This is a genomic window from Nonomuraea sp. NPDC049607, assembly GCF_040675375.1.
Classification (GTDB): Bacteria; Actinomycetota; Actinomycetes; order Streptosporangiales; family Streptosporangiaceae; genus Nonomuraea.
Genome location: NZ_JBFAOV010000028.1, coordinates 1 through 24,952, shown reverse-complemented (window position 1 = coordinate 24,952; position 24,952 = coordinate 1). Strand labels below are relative to the sequence as shown.

The 24,952-nt window shown below is 73.5% G+C and carries 24 protein-coding genes; 14 read left to right on the top strand and 10 right to left on the bottom strand.

From position 1 onward, the window contains the following. Positions 1-38 precede the first annotated feature (38 nt). The 4 genes from AB0J97_RS37760 (at position 39) to AB0J97_RS37745 (ending at position 3,930) form a co-directional block, all read left to right on the top strand. Positions 39-467, top strand: coding sequence for a pyridoxamine 5'-phosphate oxidase family protein (locus AB0J97_RS37760; RefSeq protein WP_364098042.1), 429 nt, complete (start codon positions 39-41; stop codon positions 465-467). Between the two features lie 111 nt (positions 468-578). Next, positions 579-1,889 carry a hemolysin family protein gene (locus AB0J97_RS37755; protein ID WP_364098039.1) on the top strand — a complete coding sequence of 437 codons (1,311 nt, stop codon included), beginning with the start codon at positions 579-581 and terminating at the stop codon, positions 1,887-1,889. Continuing rightward, positions 1,886-2,887 carry a hemolysin family protein gene (locus AB0J97_RS37750; protein WP_364098036.1) on the top strand — a complete coding sequence of 334 codons (1,002 nt, stop codon included), beginning with the start codon at positions 1,886-1,888 and terminating at the stop codon, positions 2,885-2,887. The genes AB0J97_RS37755 and AB0J97_RS37750 overlap by 4 nt, the downstream gene beginning before the upstream one ends. A gap of 71 nt (positions 2,888-2,958) precedes the next feature. Next, complete coding sequence (locus tag AB0J97_RS37745) at positions 2,959-3,930, top strand: glycosyltransferase family 2 protein (protein WP_364098033.1); 972 nt, start codon at positions 2,959-2,961, stop codon at positions 3,928-3,930. A gap of 3 nt (positions 3,931-3,933) precedes the next feature. On the opposite strand, the gene AB0J97_RS37740 is transcribed toward AB0J97_RS37745, so the two are convergent. From AB0J97_RS37740 to AB0J97_RS37700, 9 genes are all read right to left on the bottom strand, one after another. Further along, on the bottom strand, positions 3,934-5,172 hold the full coding sequence (locus AB0J97_RS37740) for a glycosyltransferase family 4 protein (protein ID WP_364098030.1): 1,239 nt from the start codon (positions 5,170-5,172) through the stop codon (positions 3,934-3,936). After that, positions 5,169-6,422 carry a hypothetical protein gene (locus tag AB0J97_RS37735; RefSeq protein ID WP_364098027.1) on the bottom strand — a complete coding sequence of 418 codons (1,254 nt, stop codon included), beginning with the start codon at positions 6,420-6,422 and terminating at the stop codon, positions 5,169-5,171. The genes AB0J97_RS37740 and AB0J97_RS37735 overlap by 4 nt, the downstream gene beginning before the upstream one ends. Next, complete coding sequence (locus tag AB0J97_RS37730) at positions 6,410-7,156, bottom strand: NTP transferase domain-containing protein (RefSeq protein WP_364098024.1); 747 nt, start codon at positions 7,154-7,156, stop codon at positions 6,410-6,412. Before AB0J97_RS37730 ends, AB0J97_RS37735 begins: the two co-directional genes overlap by 13 nt. Beyond that, positions 7,153-7,788, bottom strand: a complete 636-nt coding sequence (locus tag AB0J97_RS37725; RefSeq protein WP_364098021.1) for an HAD family phosphatase — start codon at positions 7,786-7,788, stop codon at positions 7,153-7,155. The genes AB0J97_RS37730 and AB0J97_RS37725 overlap by 4 nt, the downstream gene beginning before the upstream one ends. 5 nt (positions 7,789-7,793) lie before the next feature. Further along, on the bottom strand, positions 7,794-8,957 hold the full coding sequence (locus AB0J97_RS37720) for a 2-phospho-L-lactate transferase CofD family protein (RefSeq protein WP_364098018.1): 1,164 nt from the start codon (positions 8,955-8,957) through the stop codon (positions 7,794-7,796). After that, the gene (locus tag AB0J97_RS37715) at positions 8,954-9,742 is read right to left on the bottom strand and encodes a glycosyltransferase family 2 protein (protein ID WP_357705450.1); all 789 of its coding nucleotides are present in this window, start codon (positions 9,740-9,742) and stop codon (positions 8,954-8,956) included. Before AB0J97_RS37715 ends, AB0J97_RS37720 begins: the two co-directional genes overlap by 4 nt. A 5-nt stretch (positions 9,743-9,747) precedes the next feature. Then, positions 9,748-10,431, bottom strand: coding sequence for a hypothetical protein (locus AB0J97_RS37710; protein WP_364098015.1), 684 nt, complete (start codon positions 10,429-10,431; stop codon positions 9,748-9,750). A gap of 403 nt (positions 10,432-10,834) precedes the next feature. After that, positions 10,835-12,040, bottom strand: coding sequence for a CoA transferase (locus AB0J97_RS37705; RefSeq protein ID WP_364098012.1), 1,206 nt, complete (start codon positions 12,038-12,040; stop codon positions 10,835-10,837). A 168-nt stretch (positions 12,041-12,208) separates the two neighbouring features. Continuing rightward, on the bottom strand, positions 12,209-12,385 hold the full coding sequence (locus AB0J97_RS37700) for a hypothetical protein (protein WP_357705571.1): 177 nt from the start codon (positions 12,383-12,385) through the stop codon (positions 12,209-12,211). On the opposite strand from AB0J97_RS37700, the gene AB0J97_RS37695 reads away from it, so the two are divergent. The 8 genes from AB0J97_RS37695 (at position 12,305) to AB0J97_RS37660 (ending at position 21,347) form a co-directional block, all read left to right on the top strand. After that, a complete protein-coding gene (locus AB0J97_RS37695; RefSeq protein ID WP_364098295.1) occupies positions 12,305-13,084 on the top strand; it encodes an SAM-dependent methyltransferase in 780 nt (259 codons plus the stop codon). The two genes, AB0J97_RS37700 and AB0J97_RS37695, sit on opposite strands and share 81 nt — an antisense overlap. A gap of 345 nt (positions 13,085-13,429) precedes the next feature. Continuing rightward, positions 13,430-13,846 (top strand): MarR family transcriptional regulator, encoded by a 417-nt coding sequence (locus AB0J97_RS37690; protein ID WP_357705447.1) that lies wholly within the window; start codon positions 13,430-13,432, stop codon positions 13,844-13,846. Positions 13,847-14,120: 274 nt separating this feature from the next. Beyond that, positions 14,121-17,828 (top strand): nitrate reductase subunit alpha, encoded by a 3,708-nt coding sequence (locus AB0J97_RS37685; protein WP_364098009.1) that lies wholly within the window; start codon positions 14,121-14,123, stop codon positions 17,826-17,828. Next, positions 17,798-19,378 carry a nitrate reductase subunit beta gene (narH, locus tag AB0J97_RS37680; protein ID WP_364098006.1) on the top strand — a complete coding sequence of 527 codons (1,581 nt, stop codon included), beginning with the start codon at positions 17,798-17,800 and terminating at the stop codon, positions 19,376-19,378. Before AB0J97_RS37685 ends, narH begins: the two co-directional genes overlap by 31 nt. Continuing rightward, entirely contained in the window at positions 19,375-19,989 is a 615-nt protein-coding gene (narJ, locus tag AB0J97_RS37675) for a nitrate reductase molybdenum cofactor assembly chaperone (RefSeq protein ID WP_364098003.1), read from the top strand. Before narH ends, narJ begins: the two co-directional genes overlap by 4 nt. Then, on the top strand, positions 19,989-20,678 hold the full coding sequence (gene narI, locus AB0J97_RS37670) for a respiratory nitrate reductase subunit gamma (protein ID WP_364098000.1): 690 nt from the start codon (positions 19,989-19,991) through the stop codon (positions 20,676-20,678). The genes narJ and narI overlap by 1 nt, the downstream gene beginning before the upstream one ends. Further along, positions 20,675-20,884: a hypothetical protein gene (locus tag AB0J97_RS37665; protein ID WP_364097998.1), complete on the top strand. Its 210-nt coding sequence runs from the start codon at positions 20,675-20,677 to the stop codon at positions 20,882-20,884. The genes narI and AB0J97_RS37665 overlap by 4 nt, the downstream gene beginning before the upstream one ends. A gap of 7 nt (positions 20,885-20,891) precedes the next feature. Continuing rightward, positions 20,892-21,347 carry a MarR family transcriptional regulator gene (locus tag AB0J97_RS37660; protein ID WP_364097995.1) on the top strand — a complete coding sequence of 152 codons (456 nt, stop codon included), beginning with the start codon at positions 20,892-20,894 and terminating at the stop codon, positions 21,345-21,347. A gap of 25 nt (positions 21,348-21,372) precedes the next feature. Here the strand turns inward: AB0J97_RS37660 and AB0J97_RS37655 are convergent, their stop codons facing one another. Continuing rightward, positions 21,373-22,458: a hypothetical protein gene (locus AB0J97_RS37655; RefSeq protein WP_364097992.1), complete on the bottom strand. Its 1,086-nt coding sequence runs from the start codon at positions 22,456-22,458 to the stop codon at positions 21,373-21,375. Between the two features lie 310 nt (positions 22,459-22,768). On the opposite strand from AB0J97_RS37655, the gene AB0J97_RS37650 reads away from it, so the two are divergent. Continuing rightward, positions 22,769-23,878, top strand: a complete 1,110-nt coding sequence (locus AB0J97_RS37650) for a class I SAM-dependent methyltransferase (RefSeq protein ID WP_364097989.1) — start codon at positions 22,769-22,771, stop codon at positions 23,876-23,878. A gap of 144 nt (positions 23,879-24,022) precedes the next feature. Beyond that, positions 24,023-24,796 (top strand): methyltransferase domain-containing protein, encoded by a 774-nt coding sequence (locus AB0J97_RS37645; protein WP_364097986.1) that lies wholly within the window; start codon positions 24,023-24,025, stop codon positions 24,794-24,796. The last annotated feature ends 156 nt before the right edge of the window (positions 24,797-24,952 follow it).

The window sequence follows — 24,952 nt, the reverse complement described above, 5'->3', positions numbered from 1 at the left end:
GGGCCCCTTCACCGGTCCCCTTCCTCGGGCGCTGTACGATGTCGCTCGCCCGGAACCCCGAGGAGTCCCTGAGGAGGATCGTGGACCTGGCCGAGCTGGGCGAGGCGTTCGCCGCGTTCTGGCGGGAGCGGCACCTGTGCACGCTCGCCACCGCCCGCGACGGAGGCCCACCGCACGTGGTGCCCGTGGGCGTGACGCTCGACCTGGACACCGCGACCGCCCGCGTGATCACCTCCGGGTCCTCCCACAAGGCCCGGCTGATCGGCACGGACGGCGCGCCGGTGTCGCTGTGCCAGGTCGACGGCCGCCGCTGGTCCACCCTGGAAGGGCGGGCCGTCGTGCGCACGGCGCCCGAGCAGGTCGCCGACGCCGAACGCCGTTACGCCGCCCGCTACAAGCCGCCCCGGCCCAACCCGTCCAGGGTGGTGCTGGAGATCCAGGTGACGCGCGTGCTGGGCAACGTCTGATCAACGGCGGTTCGTCATGACTTCCGCGCGCCCGAGGCGGATGCTAGCTTTCGCCCGTGGAGTCTGAGTACGACCGGCCGCCCGCGGCGTTACCCGAGGGCCCGGGCTGACGTGCTCCTCGACGCCGTCTACCTGCTCGCGGCCCTCGCCCTGATCCTGGCCAACGGCGTCTTCGTCGCGGCCGAGTTCTCCCTCGTCACCGTCGAACGCGGCCAGGTCCGCCAGCTCGCCGAGGACGGCGACCGGGGCGCCCAGGGCGTCGAGGCCGCGTTGCGACGGCTGTCGTTCCACCTGTCGGGCGCCCAGCTCGGCATCACCGTCACCTCCCTGCTGCTCGGCGTCGTGGCCGAGCCCGCCATCGCCGACCTGCTCGACCCGCTGCTCGGCGGCGTCCCGGTCGTGCCGGTCGTGCTGGCGATCGCGCTGTCCACGGTGGCGCAGATGGTGCTGGGCGAGCTGGTGCCCAAGAACGCCGCCCTGTCCAGGCCGCTCGCGGTGGCCCGGCTGGCGACGCCGCCGCAGCGGGCGTTCTCGGCGGCGTGCGGGCCGCTGATCCGGCTGTGCAACGCGGTGGCCGACGCGATCGTCCGCCGGCTCGGCGCCGAGCCGCAGGAGGAGCTGGCCTCCGCCCGCTCGCCCGAGGAACTGGGCCTGCTGGTACGCCTGTCCGCCGAGGCCGGCGTGCTCCAGCCCGGCACCGCCGCCATGCTCCAGCGGGCCCTGCGCTTCGGCGGCAAGACCGCCGGTGAGGCCATGACACCCCGTACGGACTGCGTGACCGTGCCGGGCACCACCAGCGTCACCGAGTTCCTCAAACTGGCCAGGAGCCGCCGCCACCTGCGCATCCCCGTCTGCGGCGCGGAACGCGACGACATCCTCGGCATCGCCAGCGTCCCCGGCGCCTGCGCGGTGCCGCCGTCCGAACGCGACACCACCCAGGTGGCCGCGATCGCCAGGCCCGCCCTCCAGGTGCCCGAGACGCTGCGGCTGGAGGTCGTGCAGGAGCGCCTGGCCACGGCCCGCGCCGAGATGGCCGTCGTGATCGACGAGTACGGCGGCCTGGCCGGCGTCGTCACCGTCGAGGACCTGGCCGAGGAGCTGATCGGCGACATCGCCGACGAGTACGACCTGCCCGAGGAGCAGTCCGACGAGCCCTCGCCGGTGCTGCTCCCGCCGGGCGCCTCGGTGGGCCTGCCCGCGCTGCTGCGCGCCGACGAGGTCGAGGAACGCACCGGCTTCCGCATGCCGCCGGGCCCGTACGAGACGCTCGCCGGGCTGGTGATGGCCGCGCTCGGCCGCATCCCCGACCCGGGGGACGAGGTGGCGGTGCGCGACTGGGTCCTGCGGGTGGAGGCCATGCGGGGCCGCCGGATCGAGCAGGTCACGCTGACCGCGCCGCGCCGGGCGGGGGAGCGGCCGTGAGCCTCGCCCAAGGGCTGGTCATCGTGGTGCTGCTGGCCGTCAACGGCTTCTTCGTGGGCGCGGAGTTCGCGCTCATCTCCGCCCGCCGCACCCTGATCGAGCCTCGGGCGCGCGAGGGCTCACGGCGGGCGCAGGCCGTGCTCGCCGCCATGAACGCCGTCCCCACCATGCTGGCGGCGGCGCAGCTCGGCGTGACGCTGGCCTCGCTCGTGCTCGGAGCGGTCGGGGAGCCGGTGGTGGCCGAGGCCGTACGGCCGCCGCTGGCCGCCCTGGGGCTGCCCGAGCGCCTGGCCCATCCGGTCGCCTTCGCGCTGGCGCTGCTGCTGGTGGTCGCCGCGCACGTGATCATCGGCGAGATGGTGCCGAAGAACCTGGCGCTGTCGGCGCCCGACGTGGCCGCGCTGTGGCTGGTGCCGCCGCTGTTCGTGCTGGCCAGGGCGACGCGGCCGGTGCTGACGCTGGTCAAGGCCATGGCGGGGGTGGTGCTGCGGCTGCTGCGCGTCCCGTCCGCCGAGGAGGTCCGTACGGTCTACACCTCCGGCGAGCTGCCCGTGCTCATCGAGGAGTCGCGCCGCCACCACCTGCTCCGCCAGGACGAACGCGACCGCCTGATCGCCACCCTCGCCCTGCACGCCCGCCCGGTCGGCTCGGTGATGGTGCCGATGAGCGAGGTCGTCAGCGTGCCGGAGACCATCGACAGCGCCGGCCTGCAACGGTACGCCGGCCGCCACGGCCACTCCCGCTTCCCCGTGCACGGCGACGACCCCGCCGAGCTGCGCGGCTACCTGCACGTCCTGGACGCCCTGAACGGCCACGGGGCCCGCGAGCCGCTGCCCCTGCGCGCCCTGCCGCAGGTGCCCGCCACCGCCACCCTGGCCCAGGTGCTGGCCGTCATGCGCGCCCGGCGCGCCCAGCTCGCCGCCGTCGCCGACGACTCCGGCCAGGTGCTCGGCGTCGTCACCCTGGACGACGTGCTCGGCGGCATCCTGACTGGCTGACGACGGGGTCTCTGCGAGATCATGGAGGAGGGCCGCCGCGCGGCCGGGGAACTCGCCGAAGGGCAACGCTCGTGACGAGGATTTCGCTGATCGTGCCGTGCTACAACGCGGCCAGGACCCTGCGCCTGTGCCTGGAGTCGGTGCTGGCCCAGACCCGGCTGCCCGACGAGATCGTGGTCGTGGACGACGCCGGCTCCGACGGCTCGGCGGCCATCGCCGAGGAGCTGGGCTGCCGGGTCGTCCGCCTGTCGGAGAACCGCGGCGTGTCGGCGGCCAGGAACGCCGGCGTCGAGCACACGACCGGCGACGTGATCTTCTTCCTGGACAGCGACGTGGCGCTGCGGCCCGACGCGGTCGCCAACGCCGTCGCCGTCCTGGAGGCCGATCCGGGCGTCGGCTGCGTGCACGGCGTCTACGACACCGAGCCGCTCATCGACGACGGCCCGGTGGAGTGGTACCGGCTGCTGCACCAGGTCCACTGGCGGCGCCGGCACCTCGGCGAGGTCAACAGCGTCGTGTTCGCCCTGGCCGCCATCCGCCGCGAGGTGCTGACCGGGGCCGGACGGCTCGACGAGAGCCTGCGCGACTGCGAGGACGTCGAGTACAGCAGCCGCCTGGCCGTCCGCACCCGGATCGTGCTGACCGACACCGTGGTCGGCCGGCACGACGAGGGCCACCGGTTCCTGCCCGTGCTGTCGGAGCAGTGGCGGCGGGCGCTGCCGCTCATCCCGCTCGCGCTGGCCACGGCCAGGCGGGGCGCGGCCAAGCCGGAGAACGCCAACAGCCGCGCCGGCATCCTCGCCTGCGCGCTGGCGCTGGCCTGCCTGCCGCTCGGCCTGTTCGCGCCGGTGCTGTTCGCGGTGCCCGCCGTGCTGGTCGGGTGGTTCGTGGTGGCCGACCCGGAGCTGCTGCGGTTCGTCCACCGGCAGCGCGGCACCGCCTTCACCGCCTACTTCATGGCCGTGCACCTGGCCGTGCACGTGGTGCTGGTCACCGGGCTCGCCGTCGGCTCGCTGCGCGTCCTGCGGGGCAGCCCGGCCTGACGATCAGGAGGCGGGCGGCTTGAGAGCCGCCCGGTAGACCCCCGCCGTCGCCGCCGCCGCCCGTTCCCAGCTCAGGCCCTCCCGGACGAACCGCTCGCCGCGCTCGCCCAGCGACCGCCGCAGCCCCTCGTCCGACATGACCTCGATCACCCCGCGGGCGATGTCGGACGCCTCCGCGGCCCGCACGAACCGCACGGCGGGCCGTCCGGGCTCGTCCCCGAGGAAGATCCGGGAGAAGCCGTCGCCCAGGACGGTCGCCCGTCCCAGCGCCATCGCCTCGGTCGCCACCAGCCCGAACGGCTCGAACAACGAGGGGAACACGCACGCGTCGGCCAGCTCGTAGTACTCCAGCAACTCGCGGCCCGTGACGAAGCGGCCCGAGGTCAGCACCCGTCCCCGCAGCCCGGTCGCCTCCACGATGCGCCGGACGCCGGCCTCGTCGCCCTCCCCGACGATCAGCAGCCGCAGCCTCGGGACGGCGGCCGACGCCGCGCGCATCGCCTCCAGGAGCTGGTAGACGCCCTTCTGGCGTTCGATCCGGCCCACGAACAGCAGCACCCGGTCGCGCTCGGACAGGCCCAGCCGCTCCCGCAGCGCCGCCGCGCCCCTCCGCAGCGCGTCCCGGTCGAAGGCCGGATCGGCGACGACCCGCTCGTACGTCCCGCCGAGCGGCACCACGTCGATCGGCGTGTGCCGCCACCCGGCGGCGAGCAGCTGCGCGCGTACCTCCGGCGTGGCCACCACCACCCGCCGGGAGATCCGGGCCAGCCGGCGTTCCAGCGCCGCGAACAGGTTCAGCGGGTCGCGGATGGTGCGCTGCGCGGCCACGCCGTACTCGGTGGTGTGCACGTGCAGGACCACCGGCAGGCGCAGCAGGTAGTGGCAGAGCAGGCCGGCCAGGAAGTTCGTCGAGTCGTGCACGGCGACCAGGTCCGGACGCCCGCCGCGGCGCAGCCGCCGCACGTACCGCCAGTTGCTGGCCACGACCTGCGCCGTCAGCAGCAGGAACTCCGTCCGGCGGGTGCGGTTGAGCCGCCGCCCGCGGGTCCCGGGCAGCCGGACGCGCGGCCGGTGCACGGTGACGCCGTCCACCCGCTCGTCCACGGGCAGGCCGCCGACGTTGAGGGTGTGGACGGTCACCTCGTGGTCGCGGGCCAGGTACGGGGTGATCAGCTCGACGTACCGGCCGAGCCCCGCCGTGACGTTGGGCGGGAACTGGTTGACGACGCAGGCGATTCTCATGACAGGTCCTTGAGGTAGACCCGCGCGGCCGACACGGCCACGACGGCCAGCAGGAGAAGGTTGGCCAGCGCGAACCCGGCCAGGCCCCCGGCCAGCCCGTGCCACCGGATACACCAGGCCGGCACGGCCAGCGCCACCGGCGTGCCCGCGAGCAGGCAGCCGATCAGCACGCGGGCGCCGCGCACCCCGTCCATGGACAGCGCCACCGAGTACAGGTTGAACGCCGTGTGCGCCCCGATGCCCAGCGCCGACAGCGCCGTCAGCCCCGTCGAGTACGGGTACTCGCCGCCCATGAGCAGGAAGAACACCGTGCTCGCGGCGAAGGAGAAGACCGCCGTCACCCCCGCCACGGCCGGGACCAGCCGGGCGATCCGCCGCATCAGCACCGGTTTGTCGGCGGTGGCCATCCTGGGCAGCAGCACCAGCAGCACCCCGTCGGTGAACACCACGCCGAGCAGCCGCTTGGGGAAGCCGTTGTAGACCGAGTACACGCCGACGTCGGCCGGGGCCGCCCAGTGGTTGAGGAAGATCACGTCCACGCCGAACAGCAGGCCGGTCAGCGCGGCGACGGCCGTCACGTACGCGCCGTGCCGGTAGAGCGAGCGGGTCAGCCGCGCCGAGAACGCCCGCGGGCGCACCCCCGCCCCCGCCGTCGCCACCACCGCGAACGCCGCGTTCGTCACGATCAGCGCGACCAGGTACGGCTCGGCGTCCCTGATCCCCAGCACCAGCAGGCAGAAGCAGGCCGCGCCCAGGTAGGCGACCGCGACCGCCAGCTTGAGCCGGGCCACCAGCGCGAACCGGCCCAGCCCCCGCAGGAAGCCGTCCGCGAGCTGGTTGACCGTCATCGACACCGCCAGCGCCAGCCCGTAGGCCAGCGTCGGGACGTCCACGTTCAGCGCCGACGTCAGCAGGGGAGCGGCCGCCAGGCCCAGCGCGGCCAGCCCGGCGCTCACCGCCAGCGTCGCCGCCAGCGCCGTGGTGACCAGCGCCGGACGCTCGCCCGGCACGGCCCGCGGCAGCTCCTGGAGCATGACGTAGTGCAGGCTCGTCAGCATGGCCACGGTGACGATCAGCGCGATCGACAGCACCACCGTGAAGTGCCCGAACGCGCTCGCCCCCGCCCCGCGCGCGACGACCAGCGTGGTGGCCGCCGCGATGCCGCTGGCCGCCGTGCTCACCAGCGTCGGCCCGGCCGCCCACCGGTGGCCCCGGACGAGGCCCGCCGCGCGCCCCCTCAGCCCGAGCACCGCGCGTACGCCCGCCGGGCGAACTCCAGGTCGTCGGCCGTGTTGACGCCGCGCGCCTCGGCCGGGTCGTCCACCGGCACGACCGTCAGCGGCCAGCCCTCGGCCCGCGACAGATGCGTCAGGAACGGGAGGAAGTTCACCTCGCCGGTGGCCGAGCCGCGCGCCGCGCCCGCCGCGTACCGCTCCCACGCCTCCCGCAGGCCCGCGGTGGCCAGGCAGAACACGCCGATGTCGCTGAGCCCGCCCGGACGGCACTCCTCGCCCTCGCGAGACTGCCGCACCCGGACGAGCTCCCCGCCGGCCAGCTCGTACTCCACGTAGGGGTCGTCCATCGGCACCAGCGGCAGGGTCAGCCCCTCGCCCGGATGGGCGGCGACGACCCGGCGCACGGTCCGCGCCGACAGGTTCGCCTGGTCGCCCCAGACCACGAGGATCGTCTCGTACCCGGCCCAGTGGCCGGCCGCGCCGAAGATCGCCTCGCCCATCCCGGTCGGCCGCTCCTGCACGCTCACCGACACCCCGGGCGTCCCCGCCACCAGCTCGCCGAACGGGCCCGCGCCCGCCGGGGACACCACGACGTGCACGTGCCCGGCCGGCGGGCGCAGCCGCCGGTGCAGCACGTCCCACACGGTGACGCCGTCGGCCAGGCCGATCATGATCTTCGGCAGGTCGTGGCCGAGCCGCGTCCCGCGCCCCGCGGCCGGGATCACCGCGCACAGCCGCCGTTCACTCACCTCGCCGACCACCTCTCCAGCAGGGACACGATGTGATCCAGGTCCGGCGCCGCGACCGCGCCGGGCGCGGCCTCGGCGGTGTGCACGTGCAGCGTCGCCAGGCCCGCGCCGACGGCCGAGGCCACGCCGTGCGCGGAGTCCTCCAGCGCGACGGCCGCGGCCGGACGCACCCCCCAGCGGCGGCAGGCCGCACGGTAGAACCCCGGGTCGGGCTTGCTCACCGGCACGTCGTCGGCGGTCAGCACGTCGCGCACCGGCAGCGGGCACGCGGACAGCACCCGCTCCACCGAGGCCCGGCTGCCGCCGGTGACCAGGTAGGCCGCCCGGCCGGCCGCGCCCAGCGCGTCCAGCAGGCGGTGTGCGCCCGGGAACGGCCGGACCAGGCCCGCCTCGACGTAGGCGCGGTAGAGCCGCTGCTTGTGCCGCGCCAGCCGGGCGGCCGCCGCCGGGCCGCCGGTCAGCCGGGCGGCCACCGCGGCGGTGCTCGCGCCCGCGTGGTCGGCGTAGCGGAAGGTCTCCAGCGCGGCGGGCGCGTGCTCGGCCAGGGCGTGGCGGAAGGCGGCCTCGTGCGCGGGGGCGGAGTCCACCAGCGTGCCGTCGAGGTCGCACAGCCAGGCCGTCCAGGGAAGCATCCGGCTCACCCGGCCCGCGCCAGCGACGCCTCGCCGAGCACCGCGAGCAGCGCCTCGGCCGTACGCGGGCCGCGGTGGGCGCCGGGCCTGGCCGGGTCCTCCAGGTCGGCGCTGATCCAGCGCGCCCCCGCCCACGAGCCCCGGTCCAGCACGCAGGCCGGCACGGCGGGCCCGGCCGTGCCCCGGCCGCTCAGCACATGCGTGATCGAGGCCCGCTCGTTGCCCGGGTCACCCAGGTAGGCCAGCGTGCGATCCACCAGGTCGGTGGCCGTCAGCCCCTGGACGTCGTGGTCGCCGCCGACGTTCACGACGAACACCCGGGCCGCGGCCCGACTCCCGGACACGGCCTCGGCCAGGCCCGGGGTCAGGTAGCTGGGCAGCAGCGAGGAGTGGGGGGTGCCGGGGCCGAACACGACGAGGTCGGCCTCGGCCAGGGCCCGCAGCGCCTCGGGGTTGGGCGTGACGTCCGCGGACCGGCGGGCCAGCAGCTCGCGCACCCGCTCGGCGGGACGGCCCGCCAGCGCGGCGCGGTCGGCGGCGGTCAGCGGCTCGCGCAGCAGGAACAGCCCGGTGATGGCCCCGGCGTCCTGCGGCGCGACGATGTCGGCCTCGTCGGCCAGCACCCGGCCGTCCTGCTTGAGCGCGACGAGGAAGGCGTTCTCGCCGCCGGTCACGTTCAGCAGCCGCACCGGCGAGCCGAACGTGCGCGCGCACGCCATTACCGCCGCGTTGAAGTCCTCGCCCAGCCGCAGGTACGCCCCGGCGAACACGAGGTTGCCCAGCGCGCAGTCGGCCAGGTCGAGCCCGCCGGGCCGGGCGGCCAGGCGTTCGGCGACCACCCGCAGGTCCCGTGCCGCCCCCGCGAGGCCCGCCGCGGCGATGTCGTCGGTCAGCGCGTCCAGGGCGGCCAGGGTGGTGCCAGGAGGGAGCCGGCGTTCCAGCAGCGTGTGGCGCGGGTCGCCGGGGTCGAGGTGCAGCAGGAGGTTCTTGCGGAAGTCCGACGGGCCCAGCATGCCCGGCAGCCAGCGGCGCAGCGCGCCCGTGGACAGCCCGTTGTCGTACCCGTTCACCAGCAGGGACAGGCTCGTCCCGGAGGTGCGCAGCAGCGCGCGGGCGATGCCGGCCGCGCCGCGCCCGCCGCCGAACAGGGCCACCGACACCGGGCTCATCGCACCTCCTCCAGCGAGGAGCGGCCCAGCGGGAACGGCGCGAGCGGCGCCCGCAGCACGCCCCGGCGCAGCAGCCAGCGTCGCAGCCCGAGATAGCCGACGAACAACGCCCGGTCGCGCGCGCCGCGCCAGAACCGCCAGCCCCGGCTGCCGCCGCCGCGCTCGCGGTGCTCGATCGGCAGCTCCTCCCACGCGTGCCCCAGCTCGGCGACGCGGGCGGTGATCTCGGTCGAGCAGTTCATGCCCGCCGACTCCAGCGGCAGCGCCCTGAACAGCGGGCCGCGCACCACCTTGAAGATCGAGTTGAAGTCGCGGTAGCGGGTGTGGTGCAGCAGGTTGCTGACCGCGCCGCTGGCCGCCGACCCCCACCGGTACGGCAGGCTGTCGGCCTTCCTGACCCGCGCGCCCGAGAAGGCGGGCCCGCCGCCGTCACGGATGCGTTCCAGGAACGCGTCGAGGTTGGCGATCGGGAACTGGCCGTCGGAGTCGAGCAGCACCACCCAGTCCAGCCGGGTGCGCGCGACGGCCGCGGCGATGGCGGCCCCGGCCCCCCGATTGCGCCCGAAGGTGACGACGACGAGCTGCGGGCAGCCCTCCCGCAGCTCCCGCAGGATCTGCCCGGTCGCGTCGGAGCTGCCGTCGTCGCACACGACGATCTCCCACGCGCCCACCCCCGGGTGGCGCTCCAGGTACTCCCGCCATTCCGTCACCGCCGCCGCGATGTTGTCCGCCTCGTTGTACGCGGGTGCCGCCACGGAGACGTCGACGGCCGGCCTGTTCGGCAAGGGGGTCACCTCCTCGGGGTGGCGTCCGTGCCGGCGCCGGCCCCGGTCAGGCGTGTGATCCAGCGATCCAGCGGAAGCAGGTTGATCCCGGCGATCACCGGGACGTGCGCCAGCGTGAACACGATCGCCCCCCAGAACGGGATCGGCCCGCCGGTGAACAGGTTGATGTGCGGGGCGTCGATCCGGTCGGGGAGCTCGACCGGGTTGACCACCTGCCACATCACGTCGAGGAAGCCGGAGAACACGATCAGCACCCCGGTGGCCATGATCTTCAGGCACCGGCCCGGCGAGCCGCCCCCGATCCGGTACGCGGCGGCGACCGTCAGCACGATCCCCGGGTAGAGCAGCAGGTACAGGTGCGTGTAGAAGTTGTCGCCCTGGGCCCGCGCGCCGTCGCCGTAGTAGAACCAGCTGATCCTCGGGATGAGGTAGCCGGTCAGGAACACGAACGGCACGTACAGCAGCCAGTGCAGGCGCGGCGACACCCAGGGGAAGAACGCGATCGCGCAGCACAGGCAGGCGAAGGCGAGCAGCTTGGCGGCGAGCTGCCAGGCCGCGTCGATCTCGCGGGCGTGCGGGGTGGCCAGCCAGACGAAGGCGAAGCCGGCCGCGCCGACGGCCAGGGCGATCCACCAGATGTGGGCGGCCCAGGGGCGCGGGGCGTCGAGCAGGGGGTCGGGATGGTTCACTACCGGTCCTCGTGGGCTCATCGAAGGGTCACGGGAGCGCTCCCAACGCAGTATGTCACCTGTCCCCGTGACGGCCACCGCAATATCAGATAACGGACGCACCGGAACTTGCGGACCGGCTGACTGGTTGTAGTGCGTGCCTGAAAGACCAGCTCAGTGCCCATATGGCGGGTGGTGGAACGATTCACGGCCGGAGTGACCACAAAGGGCCTGCCTGCGATGTCAAGGCCCGGCGTCGGAATCGCCTGAACGAGGTTCCGTCCGGCTCCTTTTGGGTGAAACTTGAACTGTATTCGGAAAGCAGCAGTTCAGAGGACTGTTCGGAGCTGTGGGAGCGCTCCCGCGACTTGTCATCTTTCGGGCCCGTAATTCGGCTTTCGGGCCTGTTGAAACGGCCCAAGGGTCAGGCGACCACGCCCCGCGCGCGCAGTTCCGCCACCTCCGACGCCGACATCGACAGCAGCTCGCCCAGCACCTCGTCGGTGTGCTCGCCCAGCTCGGGAGCGGGCGACGGCGGGACCTGGCGGCCGTCCACGAGAAGGGGGCCGCCGGGGGCCAGGTGGGGGCCGACGCCCGGCTGGTCGAGCGGGGACATCAGCGGCTCGGCCCGCAACACCGCCGCCCCGCCCGCGGCCAGCTCCTCCAACGTCCGGTACCGCGACCACAACACCGACGTGCCCGTCAGCGCCTCCTCGGCCTCGGCCGCCGTCCGCGCGGCGAACCACGGCGCGAGCAGCCCGCCCAGCGCCTCCCGGTGGGCGTACCGGTCGGACTCGGAGCCGAAGTCGGCGGGCAGCGCCTCCTCCAGCGCCGACACCACGCGTCCCAGCCCGGTCGCGGCGACCAGGTCGCGCCAGTGGCGTCCGGTGAGGACCAGGACCATGAGCCGCCGCCCGTCGGCGGTGACGAAGTCGCGGCCGAAGTCACCGTAGAGGTCGTTGCCGATGCGTGGACGGCCGGCGCCGCGGAGCTGGGCCTCGGCCAGGAGGCCCAGGTTGCCCATGGTCGCCAGGGCGACGTCGTGCAGGGCCACGTCGATACGGCGTCCGTGGCCGGTCGCGGCCCGTCGGCGGTCGGCCGCGAGCAGGCCCACGGCCAGGTAGAGGCCGCAGGCGACGTCCCAGGCGGGCAGCACGTGGTTGACCGGGCCGTCGTGGTGGGCGGGACCCGTCACGTACGGCAGGCCGAGCCCGGCGTTGACCGTGTAGTCCACGGCGGGACGGCCGTCGCGGTGGCCGAGCAGCCGCGCGTACACCAGGTCGGGGCGGCGCGCGGCCAGCTCCTCGTACGACAGCCCGGCCCGCGGCGGCGCGTTGGTGAGCACCGTGCCCGCCGCGACGGCCAGGTCGGCGACCAGCTCCCGCCCGCAGTCCGAACGCAGGTCCACGGTGACCGAGCGCTTGCCCTTGTTCAGGCCCGCCCAGTAGAGGCTGCGGCCGGAGGGCGCGAGCGGCCAGCGCCGCGCGTCGGGCCCGCCGCCGACCGGATCGACGCGGACGACCTCCGCCCCGAGCTGGGCCAGCGTCATCCCGCCGAGCGGCGCGGCGACGAAGCTGGACAACTCGACGATCCGCATCCCGGCCAGCGGCGCTGCATGATCCTCCGGCACGGCCACCTCCACCTCGACCCCGCCGATCCTACGCGCGGACGCCGTCCAAATGATCTCGCCGGAAGTTCTGGTAACAAACATTTCCCGAAATAACCGGTCTGCCCCATTGTCATTAACTGGAATTGTTGGAACATATGGTCTGAGTCACGAGTGAAGTCCAAAGATCGCCTACCGCAAGAAGGTGGCGGCGAGGGGAAAGGGGCAACGCTCATGCGCCAGCGTGCTGTCCGTAATTTGGCCAGGCTTGGCACGGCGCACGCCAGGATCACCCGGATCCTGGATGCCGCCGCCGGTGGGAAGAACAACTTCCTCGCCGACAGAGACCTGGTTCGGCATTTCGATCAAGTGACTCCTGTCGCCACCACCGCGGCCCGTGCTGTCCTTGAATACCTGTCGCGGGTGATCCGTCATTTGGCCGCTGTCGAAGGCGTGGACCAGTTCATGATCGTGGGGAGCGGGGTGCCGAACGGCCCGTCGGCCGGCACTCGCCTGCACGACGTGGCCCGCCTGACCTCCGCCGGCCCGGACGTCCGCGTGGTGTACGTCGAGAGCGACCCGATGGCCCTGACGCTGGCCCAGGCCACCATCGAGCCCTTCTGCGACCTGGTGCGCGTGGTCGACGGCGACGTGCGGGAGATGGACGAGATGCTCGGCGACCCGGTGGTGCAGACGTTCCTCGACTGGGACAGGCCGATCGCGGTGCTGCTGCTGTCGGCCCACAGCCTGGACGACGAGTGCGCCCGTACCGTCATCAAGCGCCTGCGGCACGCCGCCCCCGAGGGCAGCTTCCTCGGCCTGCTGCACATCACCTTCGACGGCGTGCCCGGGGAGCTGGCCCCGGCCGTGCGGGGCATGCTCGCCATGACGTTGCCCGGCCTGACCGTGCGCACCCGGGACGAGGTCGCGGACCTGCTGGACGGTCTCGACCTGCTGGAGCCCGGCCTGGTCTGGGTCCCCGAGTGGCGTCCGGGCGGGGACGAGCCCACCTGCGCCGACGCGCCCGGCTCGTCCGGCAACTACGGAGCCGTGGCCCGCATCCCCTGACCCTCCATGTGCGACCTCCGCTCCCCGTCCTCCCGCGTGTCCCGTGTGACAGGCGGGGCCGACCGGTGTCACTGAGGCTTGAGGGGCCATCCGCAATTCATCACCATTTGAAAACCTCCGGGGAAAACCTCTGTAATGGGTAGTGAACACCGTCGCTCAGCCGGGCGGGCGGTGTCGTCCACGCTCGTACCGGTCGGGAGTGCGTCACGGGCCGGCCGCTGCTAGGAATTTCCTTTTCCGGTCGTCGGCGCAGTGATGAACAGGTGGCCCGTTATGTGGAAAAATGTCGGACGAGCGGCTTCAGCTTTCCCGGGCCGTTCCACGACACCGCGTGAAGGTGCGGTCATGGACGACTCGGCCTGGCACATCGAGGAGGCGTCCCTGGTGCTGGTGGAGGCGACGCTCGACGCCATGGCCGCGCTGGGCGACCTGTCGGTGCCCCGCCTGCGGGTGTTGCTGGCGGTCGACCGGCACGGCCCGATGAACCTCCGCTCCCTGGCCGAACGCCTGGACATGTCGTTGTCGGCGGCCGGCCGGGTCGTCGACCGCCTGGACACCGCCGGCCTGCTGAGCAGGGCCCCGGCCGCCCACAGCCGCCGGGAGATCCGCATCAGCGCGACCCCGGCCGGCCGGGAGGTGCTGGAGCGGTTGCGCGCCGCGCGGCGGCAGCGCATCGGCCAGGCGCTGGAGAAGCTGGCCCCGGACGACCGTACGACGCTCGTCCACGTGCTGCGGCGGCTGACCGAGGCGGCCGACTCCTGAACGCCTGATCCGCCGACATTTCCCCTTTATCGCGTTATTTCGGTCGATAGACCTAATGGTGTTTTCGGGGGCGGCGAAACGTTCTCGGGGAACTAACGCATTCCATATGGACACTGTCGCATGCTAGAAACAGTCGCCTGACTGCACGCATCACTTTCAGTCGATTCGCCGGTTTCGGGGTTACGGGAAGCGCCGTCCCCCGCCGCACCGGCGCGGATACCCACAGCGTCATCTCCACGTAAGGGGGTCATGTGTCGTGCCTGGCGGAATACGCATGCATCTGACACGAGCCGAACGCGCCGCCGACACGGCGGCCGCGCGATTGCTGGCGGCGGGCACCCAGTTGCTGCGCGCCGACACCACGCCCGACCGGCGGGCGGTGTACCGCGGCGAGGACAAGGTCAACGACTCCCCGTACCGGCGCCGATGGGCGCACGACAAGGTGGTGCGCTCCACCCACGGGGTCAACTGCACCGGCTCGTGCTCCTGGAAGGTCTACGTCAAGGACGGCCTGATCACCTGGGAGACCCAGCAGACCGACTACCCCAGCGTCGGCCCCGACCGCCCCGAGTACGAACCGCGCGGCTGCCCCCGCGGCGCCGCCTTCTCCTGGTACACCTACTCGCCCACCCGGGTGCGCTACCCGCACGCCCGCGGCGTCCTGGTCGAGCTGTACCGCGAGGCCAGGGCCCGCCTGGGCGACCCGGTCGCGGCCTGGGCCGAGATCACCACCGATCCCCGCAAACGACACCGGTACCAGTCGGCCCGCGGCCAGGGCGGCCTGGTCAGGATCGAATGGGACGAGGCGCTGGAGATCGCGGCGGCGGCCCACGTCCACACGCTCATGACGTACGGGCCCGACCGGGTCGCCGGGTTCTCGCCGATCCCGGCCATGTCGATGGCCTCGCACGCGGTGGGCGCCCGGTTCATGTCGCTGATCGGCGCGCCGATGTTGTCCTTCTACGACTGGTACGCCGACCTGCCCGTAGCCTCACCGCAGGTGTTCGGCGACCAGACCGACGTGCCGGAGTCGGGCGACTGGTGGGACGCGGCCTACCTCATGCTGTGGGGGTCCAACGTCCCGGTCACCCGCACCCCCGACGCCCACTGGGTCACCGAGGCCCGCTACCGGGGCCAGAAGGTGATCGTGGTCTCGCCCGACTACTCCGACGCCACCAAGTTCGCCGACGAGTGGCTGCACCCGCATCCCGGCACCGACGGCGCGCTCGCCGTCGCGATGGGGCACGTCATCCTGCGCGAGTTCTTCGCCGACCGGCAGACCCCGCACTTCACTGGCTACGTCAGGCGCTTCACCGACCTGCCCTTCCTGGTGGGCCTGGAGGAGCACGACGACGGCGGGCTGCGTCCGGGCAAGTTCCTGACCTCGGCCGACCTGGGCGGACAGGAAGAGGAGGACCGGTGGCGGCCGATGATCCTCGACGCCGCCTCCGGCCGCCCGGTCGCGCCCAACGGCACGCTCGGCGACCGCTGGAGCGCCGAGCAGGGACGCTGGAACCTCGACCTGGGCGACCTCGACCCGCTGCTCACCCTGCACGTGCCCGGCTGCGACAGTGCCGAGGTGGTCCTGCCGCGCTTCGACGAGCCCGGGGTCGTCCGCAGGGGCGTGCCGGTCCGGCGCGTCGGCGACCGGCTCGTCACCACCGTCTTCGACCTGCTCATGGCCCAGTACGGCGTCGCCCGCCCCGGCCTGCCGGGCCACTGGCCCACCGGCTACGACGACCCCGACGCCCCCGGCACCCCCGCCTGGCAGGAGCGCATCACCTCCACCCCGGCCGCGCAGGCGATCAGGATCGCCAGGGAGTTCGCCGCCACCGCCGAACGCACCGACGGCCGGGCGATGATCGTGATGGGCGCGGGCACCAACCACTGGTTCCACTCCGACACCATCTACCGCTCCTTCCTGACGCTGCTGCTGCTCACCGGCTGCCAGGGCGTCAACGGCGGCGGCTGGGCCCATTACGTGGGGCAGGAGAAGGTCCGGCCGCTGGCGGGCTGGCAGCAGCTGTCCACCGCGGCCGACTGGGTGCGCCCCTCCCGCCAGATGGCCGGCACGCCGTACTGGTACGTCCACACCGGCCAATGGCGCTACGAACGGTTCTCGGCGGGAACGTTGTCCAGCCCGGCCGGGCCCCGCCGGTTCGCCGGGCGGCACACCGCCGACCTGGTGGCGCAGTCGGCCCGGCTGGGCTGGATGCCGAGCTACCCCACCTTCGCGGCCAACCCCCTCGACCTGGGCCGCCGCATCCACGACGGCGGCGAGGACCCGGCCCGCTGGATCGCCGGCGAGGTCGGGGCCGGACGGCTGGCGTTCGCCTGCGAGGACCCCGACGCGCCGGAGAACTGGCCGCGGGTGCTCACCGTCTGGCGGGCCAACCTGATCGGCTCCTCGGCCAAGGGCAACGAGTACTTCCTGCGCCACCTGCTGGGCGCGCCCGACAACGCCACCGCCGAGGAGGCGCCGCCGCGCGACCGTCCCCGGGAGGTCACCTGGCGGGAGGGGCCGCGCGGCAAGCTCGACCTGCTGCTCGCCCTCGACTTCCGGATGACCTCCACGACGCTCTTCGCCGACCTGGTGCTGCCCGCCGCCACCTGGTACGAGAAGCACGACCTGTCCAGCACCGACCTGCACCCTTTCGTGCACGCCTTCACCCCGGCGATCAACCCGCCGTGGCAGGCCCGCACCGACTTCGACATCTTCCACTCCCTGGCCCGCAAGCTGAGCGAGCTGGCCGCCGGCCGCCTCGACGTCGCCCACGACCTGGTGAGCACCGCCCTCCAGCACGACACGCCCGGCGAGATCGCCCAGCCCGGCGGCGGCGTCCCCGACTGGCGGGAGAGCGGCGTCGCGCCCGTACCCGGCCGCACCATGCCCGCCGTGACGCTGGTCGAGCGGGACTACACCGCGATCGCCGACAAGCTGGCCGCCTTCGGCCCGCTGGCCGAGCGTCAGGGCATGACCGTCAAGGGCGTCACCGTGCGGCCCGTCCCCGAGTCGGCCTGGCTCGCCGCGCGCTGCGGCACGGCCGCCGGAGGCCCGGCCGAGGGCCGTCCGCTGCTGGACAGCGACGTCAAGCTGTGCGAGGCGGTGCTGGCGCTGTCGGGCACCACCAACGGCAGGATCGCCGCCGAGGGCTTCGACCGGCTCGCCGAACGCTGCGGCCCCGGCTCGGGGCTGTCGGAGCTGGGCGCGTCGGTCGCCGGGCACCGCACGGTGTTCTCCGACACCCAGGTCCGGCCGGTGCCCGCCGGGGCCAGCTTCGAGTGGTCGGGCGCGGAGGGGCACGACCGCCGGTACGCGCCGTTCACCATCAACACCGAGCACCGCAAGCCCTGGCACACGCTCACCGGCCGCCAGCACTTCTACCTCGACCACGACTGGATGGCCGAGCTGGGCGAGCAGCTCCCCGTCTACCGGCCGCCGCTGGACCTCGACGCGCTGGGCGAGAGCCTGCCCGCCGCGCCCGACGGCGGCAAGGCGGTGAACGTCCGCTACCTCACGCCGCACTCCAAATGGTCGATCCACTCCGAGTACCAGGAGAACCTGCTCATGCAGACCCTGGCCAGAGGCGGCCCGGTCATCTGGATCAGCGTCGAGGACGCCGCCGCCATCGGCGTGGCCGACAACGACTGGATCGAGGCGCTCAACGTCAACGGCGTCGTGGTGGCCCGCGCCGTCGTCTCCCACCGCATGCCGGCCGGCACCGTGTTCATGTACCACGTCCAGGAACGCCTGGTGAACGTGCCCAAGTCGCAGGCCACCGGCCGGCGCGGCGGTGTGCACAACGCGCTCACCAAGCTCCTGGTCAAGCCGACCCACCTGATCGGCGGGTACGGCCAGCTCTCCTTCGCCCCCAACTACTACGGCCCCACCGGCAACCAGCGCGACGCGGTGACCGTCATCCGCCGCAGGGATCAGGAGGTGCGTTACCGATGCGACCTATGGCCCAGATCGCCATGGTGATGAACCTGGACAAGTGCATCGGCTGCCACACCTGCTCGGTGACCTGCAAGCAGACGTGGACCAACCGGCCGGGCACCGAGTACGTCTGGTTCAACAACGTCGAGACCCGCCCCGGCCAGGGCTATCCCCGGGGCTGGCAGGACCAGGACCGGTGGCGCGGCGGCTGGCGGCTGCGCCACGGCCGCCTGGTGCCCCGCGCCGGCGGCCGGCTGCGCCGCCTGACCACGCTCTTCGCCAACCCCGACTTCCCCGGCCTCGACGACTACTACGAGCCGTGGACCTACGACTACGACAACCTCATCAGCGCGCCGCTCGGCGACGACGTGCCGACCGCGCCGCCCCGCTCGCTGATCGACGGACGGCCCACCGCCGTCACCTGGGGCCCGAACTGGGACGACGACCTGGGCGGCGGCCCGGAGCAGCTCGCCGCCGACGTCGTCCTGCGCAAGGTGAGCGACACCGTGCGCCTGGACTACGAGCGGGCGTTCATGTTCCACCTGCCGCGCATCTGCGAGCACTGCCTCAACCCCTCCTGCGTGGCCGCCTGCCCGTCGGGGGCGATGTACAAGCGCATGGAGGACGGCATCGTCCTGGTCGACCAGGACCGGTGCCGGGGGTGGCGGATGTGTGTGTCCGGCTGCCCGTACAAGAAGGTGTACTTCAACCACCAGACCGGCAAGGCCGAGAAGTGCACGTTCTGCTACCCGCGCATCGAGGCGGGTGAGCCGACGGTCTGCTCCGAGACGTGCGTCGGCCGCCTGCGCTACCTCGGGGTCATGCTCTACGACGCCGACCGCGTCGGGGAGGCCGCGGCCGTGCCCGAGGAACGTGACCTGTACCAGGCGCAGCTCGACTGCTTCCTCGACCCCGCCGACCCCGGGGTGGTCGCCGCCGCCGAGGCGGCGGGCATCCCGCACGACTGGCTGGAGGCCGCCCGCCGCTCGCCCGTGCGCCGGCTCATCACCGAGTTCCGGATCGCGCTGCCCCTGCACCCGGAGTACCGCACGATGCCCATGGTCTGGTACGTCCCGCCGCTGTCGCCCATCGTCGACGCGCTGGCCGAGACCGGCCACGACGGCGAGGACGCGGGCAACCTGTTCGGCGCCATCGGCTCGCTGCGCATCCCGGTCGGCTACCTGGCCGAGCTGTTCACCGCGGGCGACCCGGCCCCGGTGGAGGCCGCGCTGTGCCGCCTGGCCGCCATGCGCTCCCACATGCGGGCCCGCAACCTCGGCGACGAGCCGGACCCCGGCATCGCCGCCGGGACCGGTCTGGAGGCCGCCGACCTGGAACGCATGTACCGCCTGCTCGCCCTCGCCAAGTACGACGAGCGGTACGTCATCCCCACCGCCTACGTCACCTCCGACCACACCGGGGAGGCGGGATGCAGCCTGGACGCCCCCGGCGGCCCCGGCATGCTCGCCGAGGGCTTCCACAGCCCGCCGGTCACCAAGGACGAACGGCTGCGCGGCCGGGTCAACCTCCTCAACTGGGACGGCAAGGGCACACCCGACGGCCTGTTCCCGTCCAAGGGCGAGGCGGGCGAGTGAACCGGTACGAGTCCCGCCTGATCCACCAGGCCGCCTCCCTCCTGCTGAGCTACCCGGGGGACGACTGGGCCGCCCGCCTCGACCTGGTGCGCACCGCGCTGGACACGGGGGGCGGCGCCGCCACCGAGCGCCTGCGCGGCTTCTGCGCCGAGGCCGCGGCCCAGCCCGCGCTCGACGCCGGCGCCGCGTACGTGGCCACCTTCGACCGCAGCGGCCGCCGCACGCTCCACATGACCTACTACGGCGACGGCGACACCCGCAGGCGCGGCGAGTCCCTCCTGGAGCTCAAGACGCTCTACCGCGACCACGGCTGGCAGCCCGGCGCCGGGGAGCTGCCCGACTTCCTGCCGGTGATGCTGGAGTTCGCCGCCCGCGTGCCCGGCCCCGGCGGCCGGCTGCTGCGCGACCACCGGCCCGGCCTCGACCTGCTGCGCACCGGCCTGACCGCGCGCCGCAGCCACTACGCCGCCGTCGTGGAGGCCGTGCTGATGACGTTGCCCCGCGCCACGTCCGCCGACCGCCGGACCGTGCGGGAGCGGGTGGCGCTCGGCCCGCCCGCCGAGCGGGTCGGCCGTACCGTTCTGCCCGAGGTTCCCGGAGGGGTCCGCTGATGAGACATCTGGAGATCGCCCTGTGGGGCGTGCTGCCGTACGTCGTCCTGGTGCTGTTCGCGGCCGGTGTGGCCTGGCGTCACCGCTACGACCGGTTCGGGCTGACCACCCGTTCCAGCCAGCTCCACGAGAGCCGCCTGCTGCGGGTGGGCGGGCCGCTGTTCCACTTCGGGCTGCTGTTCGTGATCGCCGGTCACCTGGTCGGCCTGCTCGTCCCCGAGCGGTTCACCGAGGCCGTGCACGTGACCGAGCCCATGTACCGGCTCAACGCCCTGGTCGTCGGCGGGCTGGCCGGGCTGGCCACCGTGGCCGGGCTCGGTGTGCTGCTGTGGCGGCGGCTGCGCGTGCGGGCCGTGCGGCGGGCGTCCGGGCGCTCCGACCGCGTCCTGTACCCGGTGCTGGCCACCGTGCTGCTCGCCGGGCTGATCGCCACCCTGCTCGGGCCGTACGGCCACTACGACTACCGGCTCGGCGTGTCGGTGTGGTTCCGCAGCCTGCTCGAACTGGAGCCGGACGTGGACGCCATGGCGTCGGCGCCGTTCGTCTTCCAGGCGCACACGCTGCTCGGGCTGGCGCTGTTCGCGCTGTGGCCGTTCAGCCGCCTGGTGCACGCCTTCGCCGCCCCCGTCGCGTACCTGGCCAGGCCGTACATCGTCTACCGCTCGCGCGGTGGCGCCCTGCCCCGATGAGCGCCGAAGCCGCCGCGACCACGCTGATCGTGGCGCTGGGCTTCCTGCGCACCCCGCTGAACCTGGCCGTCCTGCTGACCGCCGTGGTGCTCACGACCCTCGTCCTGCTCGCGCTGGGACGGCTGCGCGCCTCCCACGTGGTAACTTCACAGAAGAAGTTACTTCTTGGAGGATTTATCTTCTCCGGGAGGGAGAACAGGAAGTGAGGATCGTGTGCCGAACACCCCGGACCCGTCCGACGCCGGCCGGCTCTACCGCCGTTACCTGAGCGCGGTGATGCTGCACGGCCACGCCGGCGCCAAAGCGTGCGGCCTGGGCGCCACCGACCTGTACGCCCTGAACATCCTCGAACTCGCCGGCCCGATGACCCCCGGCGAGCTCGGCACCCGCACCGGCCTGACCACCGGCCCGACCACCCGGCTGATCGACCGGCTGGAACAGGCCGGGTACGTCCGCCGCGTCCCCGCCCCCGACGACCGCCGCAAGGTGATCGTCGAGCCGGTCGGCAAGCCCGCCGAGCTCGACGAGGTCATGGCCCCCGTCCGGCGGAAGATCGGCGACATCCTCGCGGAGTACCCGGCCGAGCACCGCGACGTGCTCTTCGACTACTTCGACCGGGCCGCCCGCGCCTACCAGGAGGCCGCCGAGCAACTGCGCTCCGGCTCCTGACCCGGCTCCCGAACCGGCTTCGCGGTCAGCGGAAGTCGGAGATGCGCAGCACCGCCAGCATGTCCGTCGCCCGCGAGCCGGTCGAGAAGGACGCCTCCACCCCGATCCAGCCGCGGAAGGCCCCCGTGTCGTCGATGATCTGCATCAGCGGCTTGACGTGGGAGTTGCCCGTGTAGCAGAACTCGCCGCGCTCCATCGCCAGGCACGTGCACCAGTGCCACAGCGTGTCGCGGCGGTCGGACTTGGAGATCGTCGTCAGGTAGTACTGGATCGAGCTGACGTTGGGCCGCGTCCCGCCGCCGAACTTGGGGCAGCCGCCCGACTTCTGGCACGCTCCTCGCGAGGACGGCTGCAGGTAGGTCAGGCACGAGGTGGTCGACTTGCAGGCGCGGAAGGAGGAGAGGCCGAACGGCTGGTCGCCGGCCTTGACCAGCGTGCCGCTCGCCCAGCTCGTCAGGTCCTGCCGGAGCGAGCCGGGGAAGGCCCGCACCGAGCTCATCGCGCGCCGGGTGCCGACCGCGGCGTTGCTGCCGTACCCGTAGCCGTGCGTGGCCAGGCTGCTGGCCTTGAGGTCGAGGCGGGCCAGCTTGCCGTCGGGCGAGGTGCGGACGTACCACTGCTCGGTCCAGGTCTGGGCGATCTTCCACCGGATGGTGAGCACGTTGCCCGCCAGCGTGTACGTCCCCGTACGGGCCTCGCTCGGCCCGCCGGTGTAGCCGCCCGCGGTGAGCACCTCGCAGCCGCGCGGGCGGGTGGCGACGCCGCCCGCCTTCGTCGTGCAGCTCGGGTCGGGCACGGTGCCGGTGCGCTGCCTGGCCTTGGGGAAGCGCTGCCACCACAGGTAGAGGGCGGCGCTCACCGTGCCGTTCGCGGCGAAGCGGTAGGTGCCCAGACGCACCCAGTTCTGCCGGGAGGCGGCCTGGAGATGGCCCTGCGAGACGACGAAGGTGGACTTGCCGCCCGGCAGCGACGCCGCGGCGGCCGAGGAGGTCGCGGTGGACGTGGTGGACGTGGTGGACGCGGTGGACGCGCCGGTGACGGCGGTCACCGGCTGGACGGGCAGGAGGGCGAGGGCGAGCACGAAGGAGAGGACTGCCGCTGCGGTACGCATGGAGATGCTCCGTAGGCTTGCGGGCGTTGGCCGATCGTCAACGGCCCACCGTATTCCGGCCTGACCGGATCTGTCCGGGAAAGCGGTCAAGAGGATCCTGACAACGCTCGACGCGCGCCCGTGAGGGCCACCCCCTAGGATGAGGGGGTTCCCGATCCCACGAGGAGGTTGATCATGTCGTTCCCACCGCCCGGCATGGTTCTCGGCGACGCCCCGGCGCGCACTTCCTCGCGGGAGGCCGCCACAGGCTGATCCACCGCGTCGAAGTGCTCTTCATGACCATCACTGGTTCGATCATGAGGAGCCCTGAGTGCTCGAGATCCGCTGGACCGAAGACGGCGAGGCCCGGTCGGCCCGCTGGCGTTCCGAGAACGGTTCGCCGCCGCCCGCGCACGTGGTGATCGCCGACGACCGGCTGGCCGCCGCCACCGCGTACCGCCTGGCCTGCGAGGGCACGGCCCTGCTGTGGCGCGGCGACTTCCACGCCGCCCGCCGGCTGCTGCGCGCCATGGCACGGCGCGCCGACCACCACCCACCCCCGCCCGCCCCCTCGCTCGCGCGTGCCTTCCACCAGCAGCGCCAGGCCCGTTCCCAGCGGGCCGTCGTGCTGGGCCGGCTGCTGGTGCCGCTCGACCCGGACCACGCCGTCCCCCTGCGGCGTGCCCCCGACGTGCGGCGCGCCTGCGCGGAGGTCTACGGCCCCGGGGAGGCGTCGGTGACCTCGCTGCGCGAGCTGCTGGGCATCGTCGGGGCCTACGAGTGGCGCAGGAGAGGCGTCGAGGTGCCCGCCCTGAACGACCGCGTCCATCCCCACTACGGCGTCTTCTCGCCGGTACGCGGCGAGTACGTCGACCTGGTGGCCAGGGCGCCGCTGGTCTCGCGCGCCGGGGCATTCGACATCGGCACCGGGACCGGCGTGCTCGCCGCCGTCCTGGCCCGCAGGGGCGTCCGGCGGCTCGTGGCCACCGACCGCGACCCGCGCGCCGTGGCCTGCGCCCGCGACAACCTGCGGCGGCTGGGCCTGGACGGCCGGGTCGACGTCCTGGACGCCGACCTCTTCCCGCCCGGACGCGCGCCGCTCGTCGTCTGCAACCCCCCGTGGTTGCCGGCCAAGCCGGCCTCGCCCCTCGACCACGCGGTCTACGACCCCGGAAGCCGCATGCTGCGCGGCTTCCTCGACGGCCTGGACGAGCACCTGGAACCGGCGGGCGAGGGCTGGCTGATCCTGTCGGACCTGGCCGAACGCCTGGGGCTGCGGACCCGAGCCGAGCTCCTGTCCGCCTTCGCGACGGCGGGCCTGCGAGTCGTGGGCCGCCTCCAGGCCAGGCCCCGGCACCCGCGCGCCTTCGACGCGTCCGACCCCTTGCACGCGGCCCGCGCGAGCGAGATCACCTCCCTGTGGCGCCTCCGCCGCACCTGACCACCCTGCCCGGTCCGCACCGCGCCGAGCCGCAACCGGACCGACCCACCCGCTGCGCCCTGCCCACCCCTGGGCGGGCGGGGCTGCACGGAACCTTCACCTGGTGTGCCGGGGATCTGCGCACTCGTCTGGTTGGCTGGGTTCATGATCGACATTGACCCCGCCTCCCGCCCCGACCCGATCGCCTACCTCGACCACGTCGCCTCGACCGACGTCGGCAAGGGCTACAAGCGGCAGGTCCTGGACCTGCTGGACCTGCGGCCCGGCCAGACCGTGCTCGACCTCGGCTGCGGCCCGGGGACGGACCTCGCGGCCATGGCCGACGCCGTCGCCCCCGCCGGACGGGTGATCGGCCTCGACCGCGACCCGGTGATGGTCGCCGAGGCCCGCGCCCGCCTGGCCGGACGGCCGCTGGTCGAGGTGCGCCCCGGGGACGTGCACGCGCTGCCGGTCGCGGACGGGAGCATCGACCGGGCCCGTACCGACCGGGTGTTGCAGCACGTGGACGACCCGGCGCGGGTGCTGGCGGAGTTCCGCCGGGTGGCCCGTCCCGGGGCGCGGATCGTCATGGCCGAGCCCGACTGGGAGGGCCTGCTGATCGACTCGCCGCGCCCGGACGTGGGCCGCACGCTGACCCGGTTCATCGCCACCGAGATGATCCGCCACGGCACGCTCGGCCGGCGTCTGGCCCGGTTGTGCGTGGAGGCGGGCCTCGCGGTGCGGTCGGTGGTGACGGTCGCGCCCGTCTTCCAGGACCTGGCCACCGCCGACCAGGTCCTCGGCCTGCGCCGCAACCTGGTCAGGGCCGTCGGCGCCGGGTACCTCGAACCCGGCGCCGAGGAGTGGTTCGACGACCTCGCCTCCCGCCCCTTCCTGGCCTCGGCCCTGCTGTTCCTGGTCACGGCCGAGGTGGATTGAGCGTCGGGCGGGTCAGCCGATGCGCAGCGGCAGGGTTCGGGGGCCGCGTACCTGACCGGGTGCCCAGGTGACGGCGTCGGGGTCGGCGAGGGTGAAGGTGGGGATGCGTTGGAGCCAGACGTCGAGTGCGGTGCGGAGTTCCATGCGGGCCAGGTG

What these genes read in the sequence shown, in the direction of transcription:
- AB0J97_RS37655 (WP_364097992.1), bottom strand. Translation starts at nt 22,458, where the DNA reads ATGCGTACCGCAGCGGCAGTCCTCTCCTTCGTGCTCGCCCTCGCCCTC.
- AB0J97_RS37760 (WP_364098042.1), top strand. Translation starts at nt 39, where the DNA reads ATGTCGCTCGCCCGGAACCCCGAGGAGTCCCTGAGGAGGATCGTGGAC.
- AB0J97_RS37690 (WP_357705447.1), top strand. Translation starts at nt 13,430, where the DNA reads ATGGACGACTCGGCCTGGCACATCGAGGAGGCGTCCCTGGTGCTGGTG.
- AB0J97_RS37645 (WP_364097986.1), top strand. Translation starts at nt 24,023, where the DNA reads ATGATCGACATTGACCCCGCCTCCCGCCCCGACCCGATCGCCTACCTC.
- AB0J97_RS37720 (WP_364098018.1), bottom strand. Translation starts at nt 8,957, where the DNA reads ATGAGCCCGGTGTCGGTGGCCCTGTTCGGCGGCGGGCGCGGCGCGGCC.
- narH (WP_364098006.1), top strand. Translation starts at nt 17,798, where the DNA reads ATGCGACCTATGGCCCAGATCGCCATGGTGATGAACCTGGACAAGTGC.
- AB0J97_RS37725 (WP_364098021.1), bottom strand. Translation starts at nt 7,788, where the DNA reads ATGCTTCCCTGGACGGCCTGGCTGTGCGACCTCGACGGCACGCTGGTG.
- AB0J97_RS37685 (WP_364098009.1), top strand. Translation starts at nt 14,121, where the DNA reads ATGCATCTGACACGAGCCGAACGCGCCGCCGACACGGCGGCCGCGCGA.
- narI (WP_364098000.1), top strand. Translation starts at nt 19,989, where the DNA reads ATGAGACATCTGGAGATCGCCCTGTGGGGCGTGCTGCCGTACGTCGTC.
- AB0J97_RS37665 (WP_364097998.1), top strand. Translation starts at nt 20,675, where the DNA reads ATGAGCGCCGAAGCCGCCGCGACCACGCTGATCGTGGCGCTGGGCTTC.
- AB0J97_RS37740 (WP_364098030.1), bottom strand. Translation starts at nt 5,172, where the DNA reads ATGAGAATCGCCTGCGTCGTCAACCAGTTCCCGCCCAACGTCACGGCG.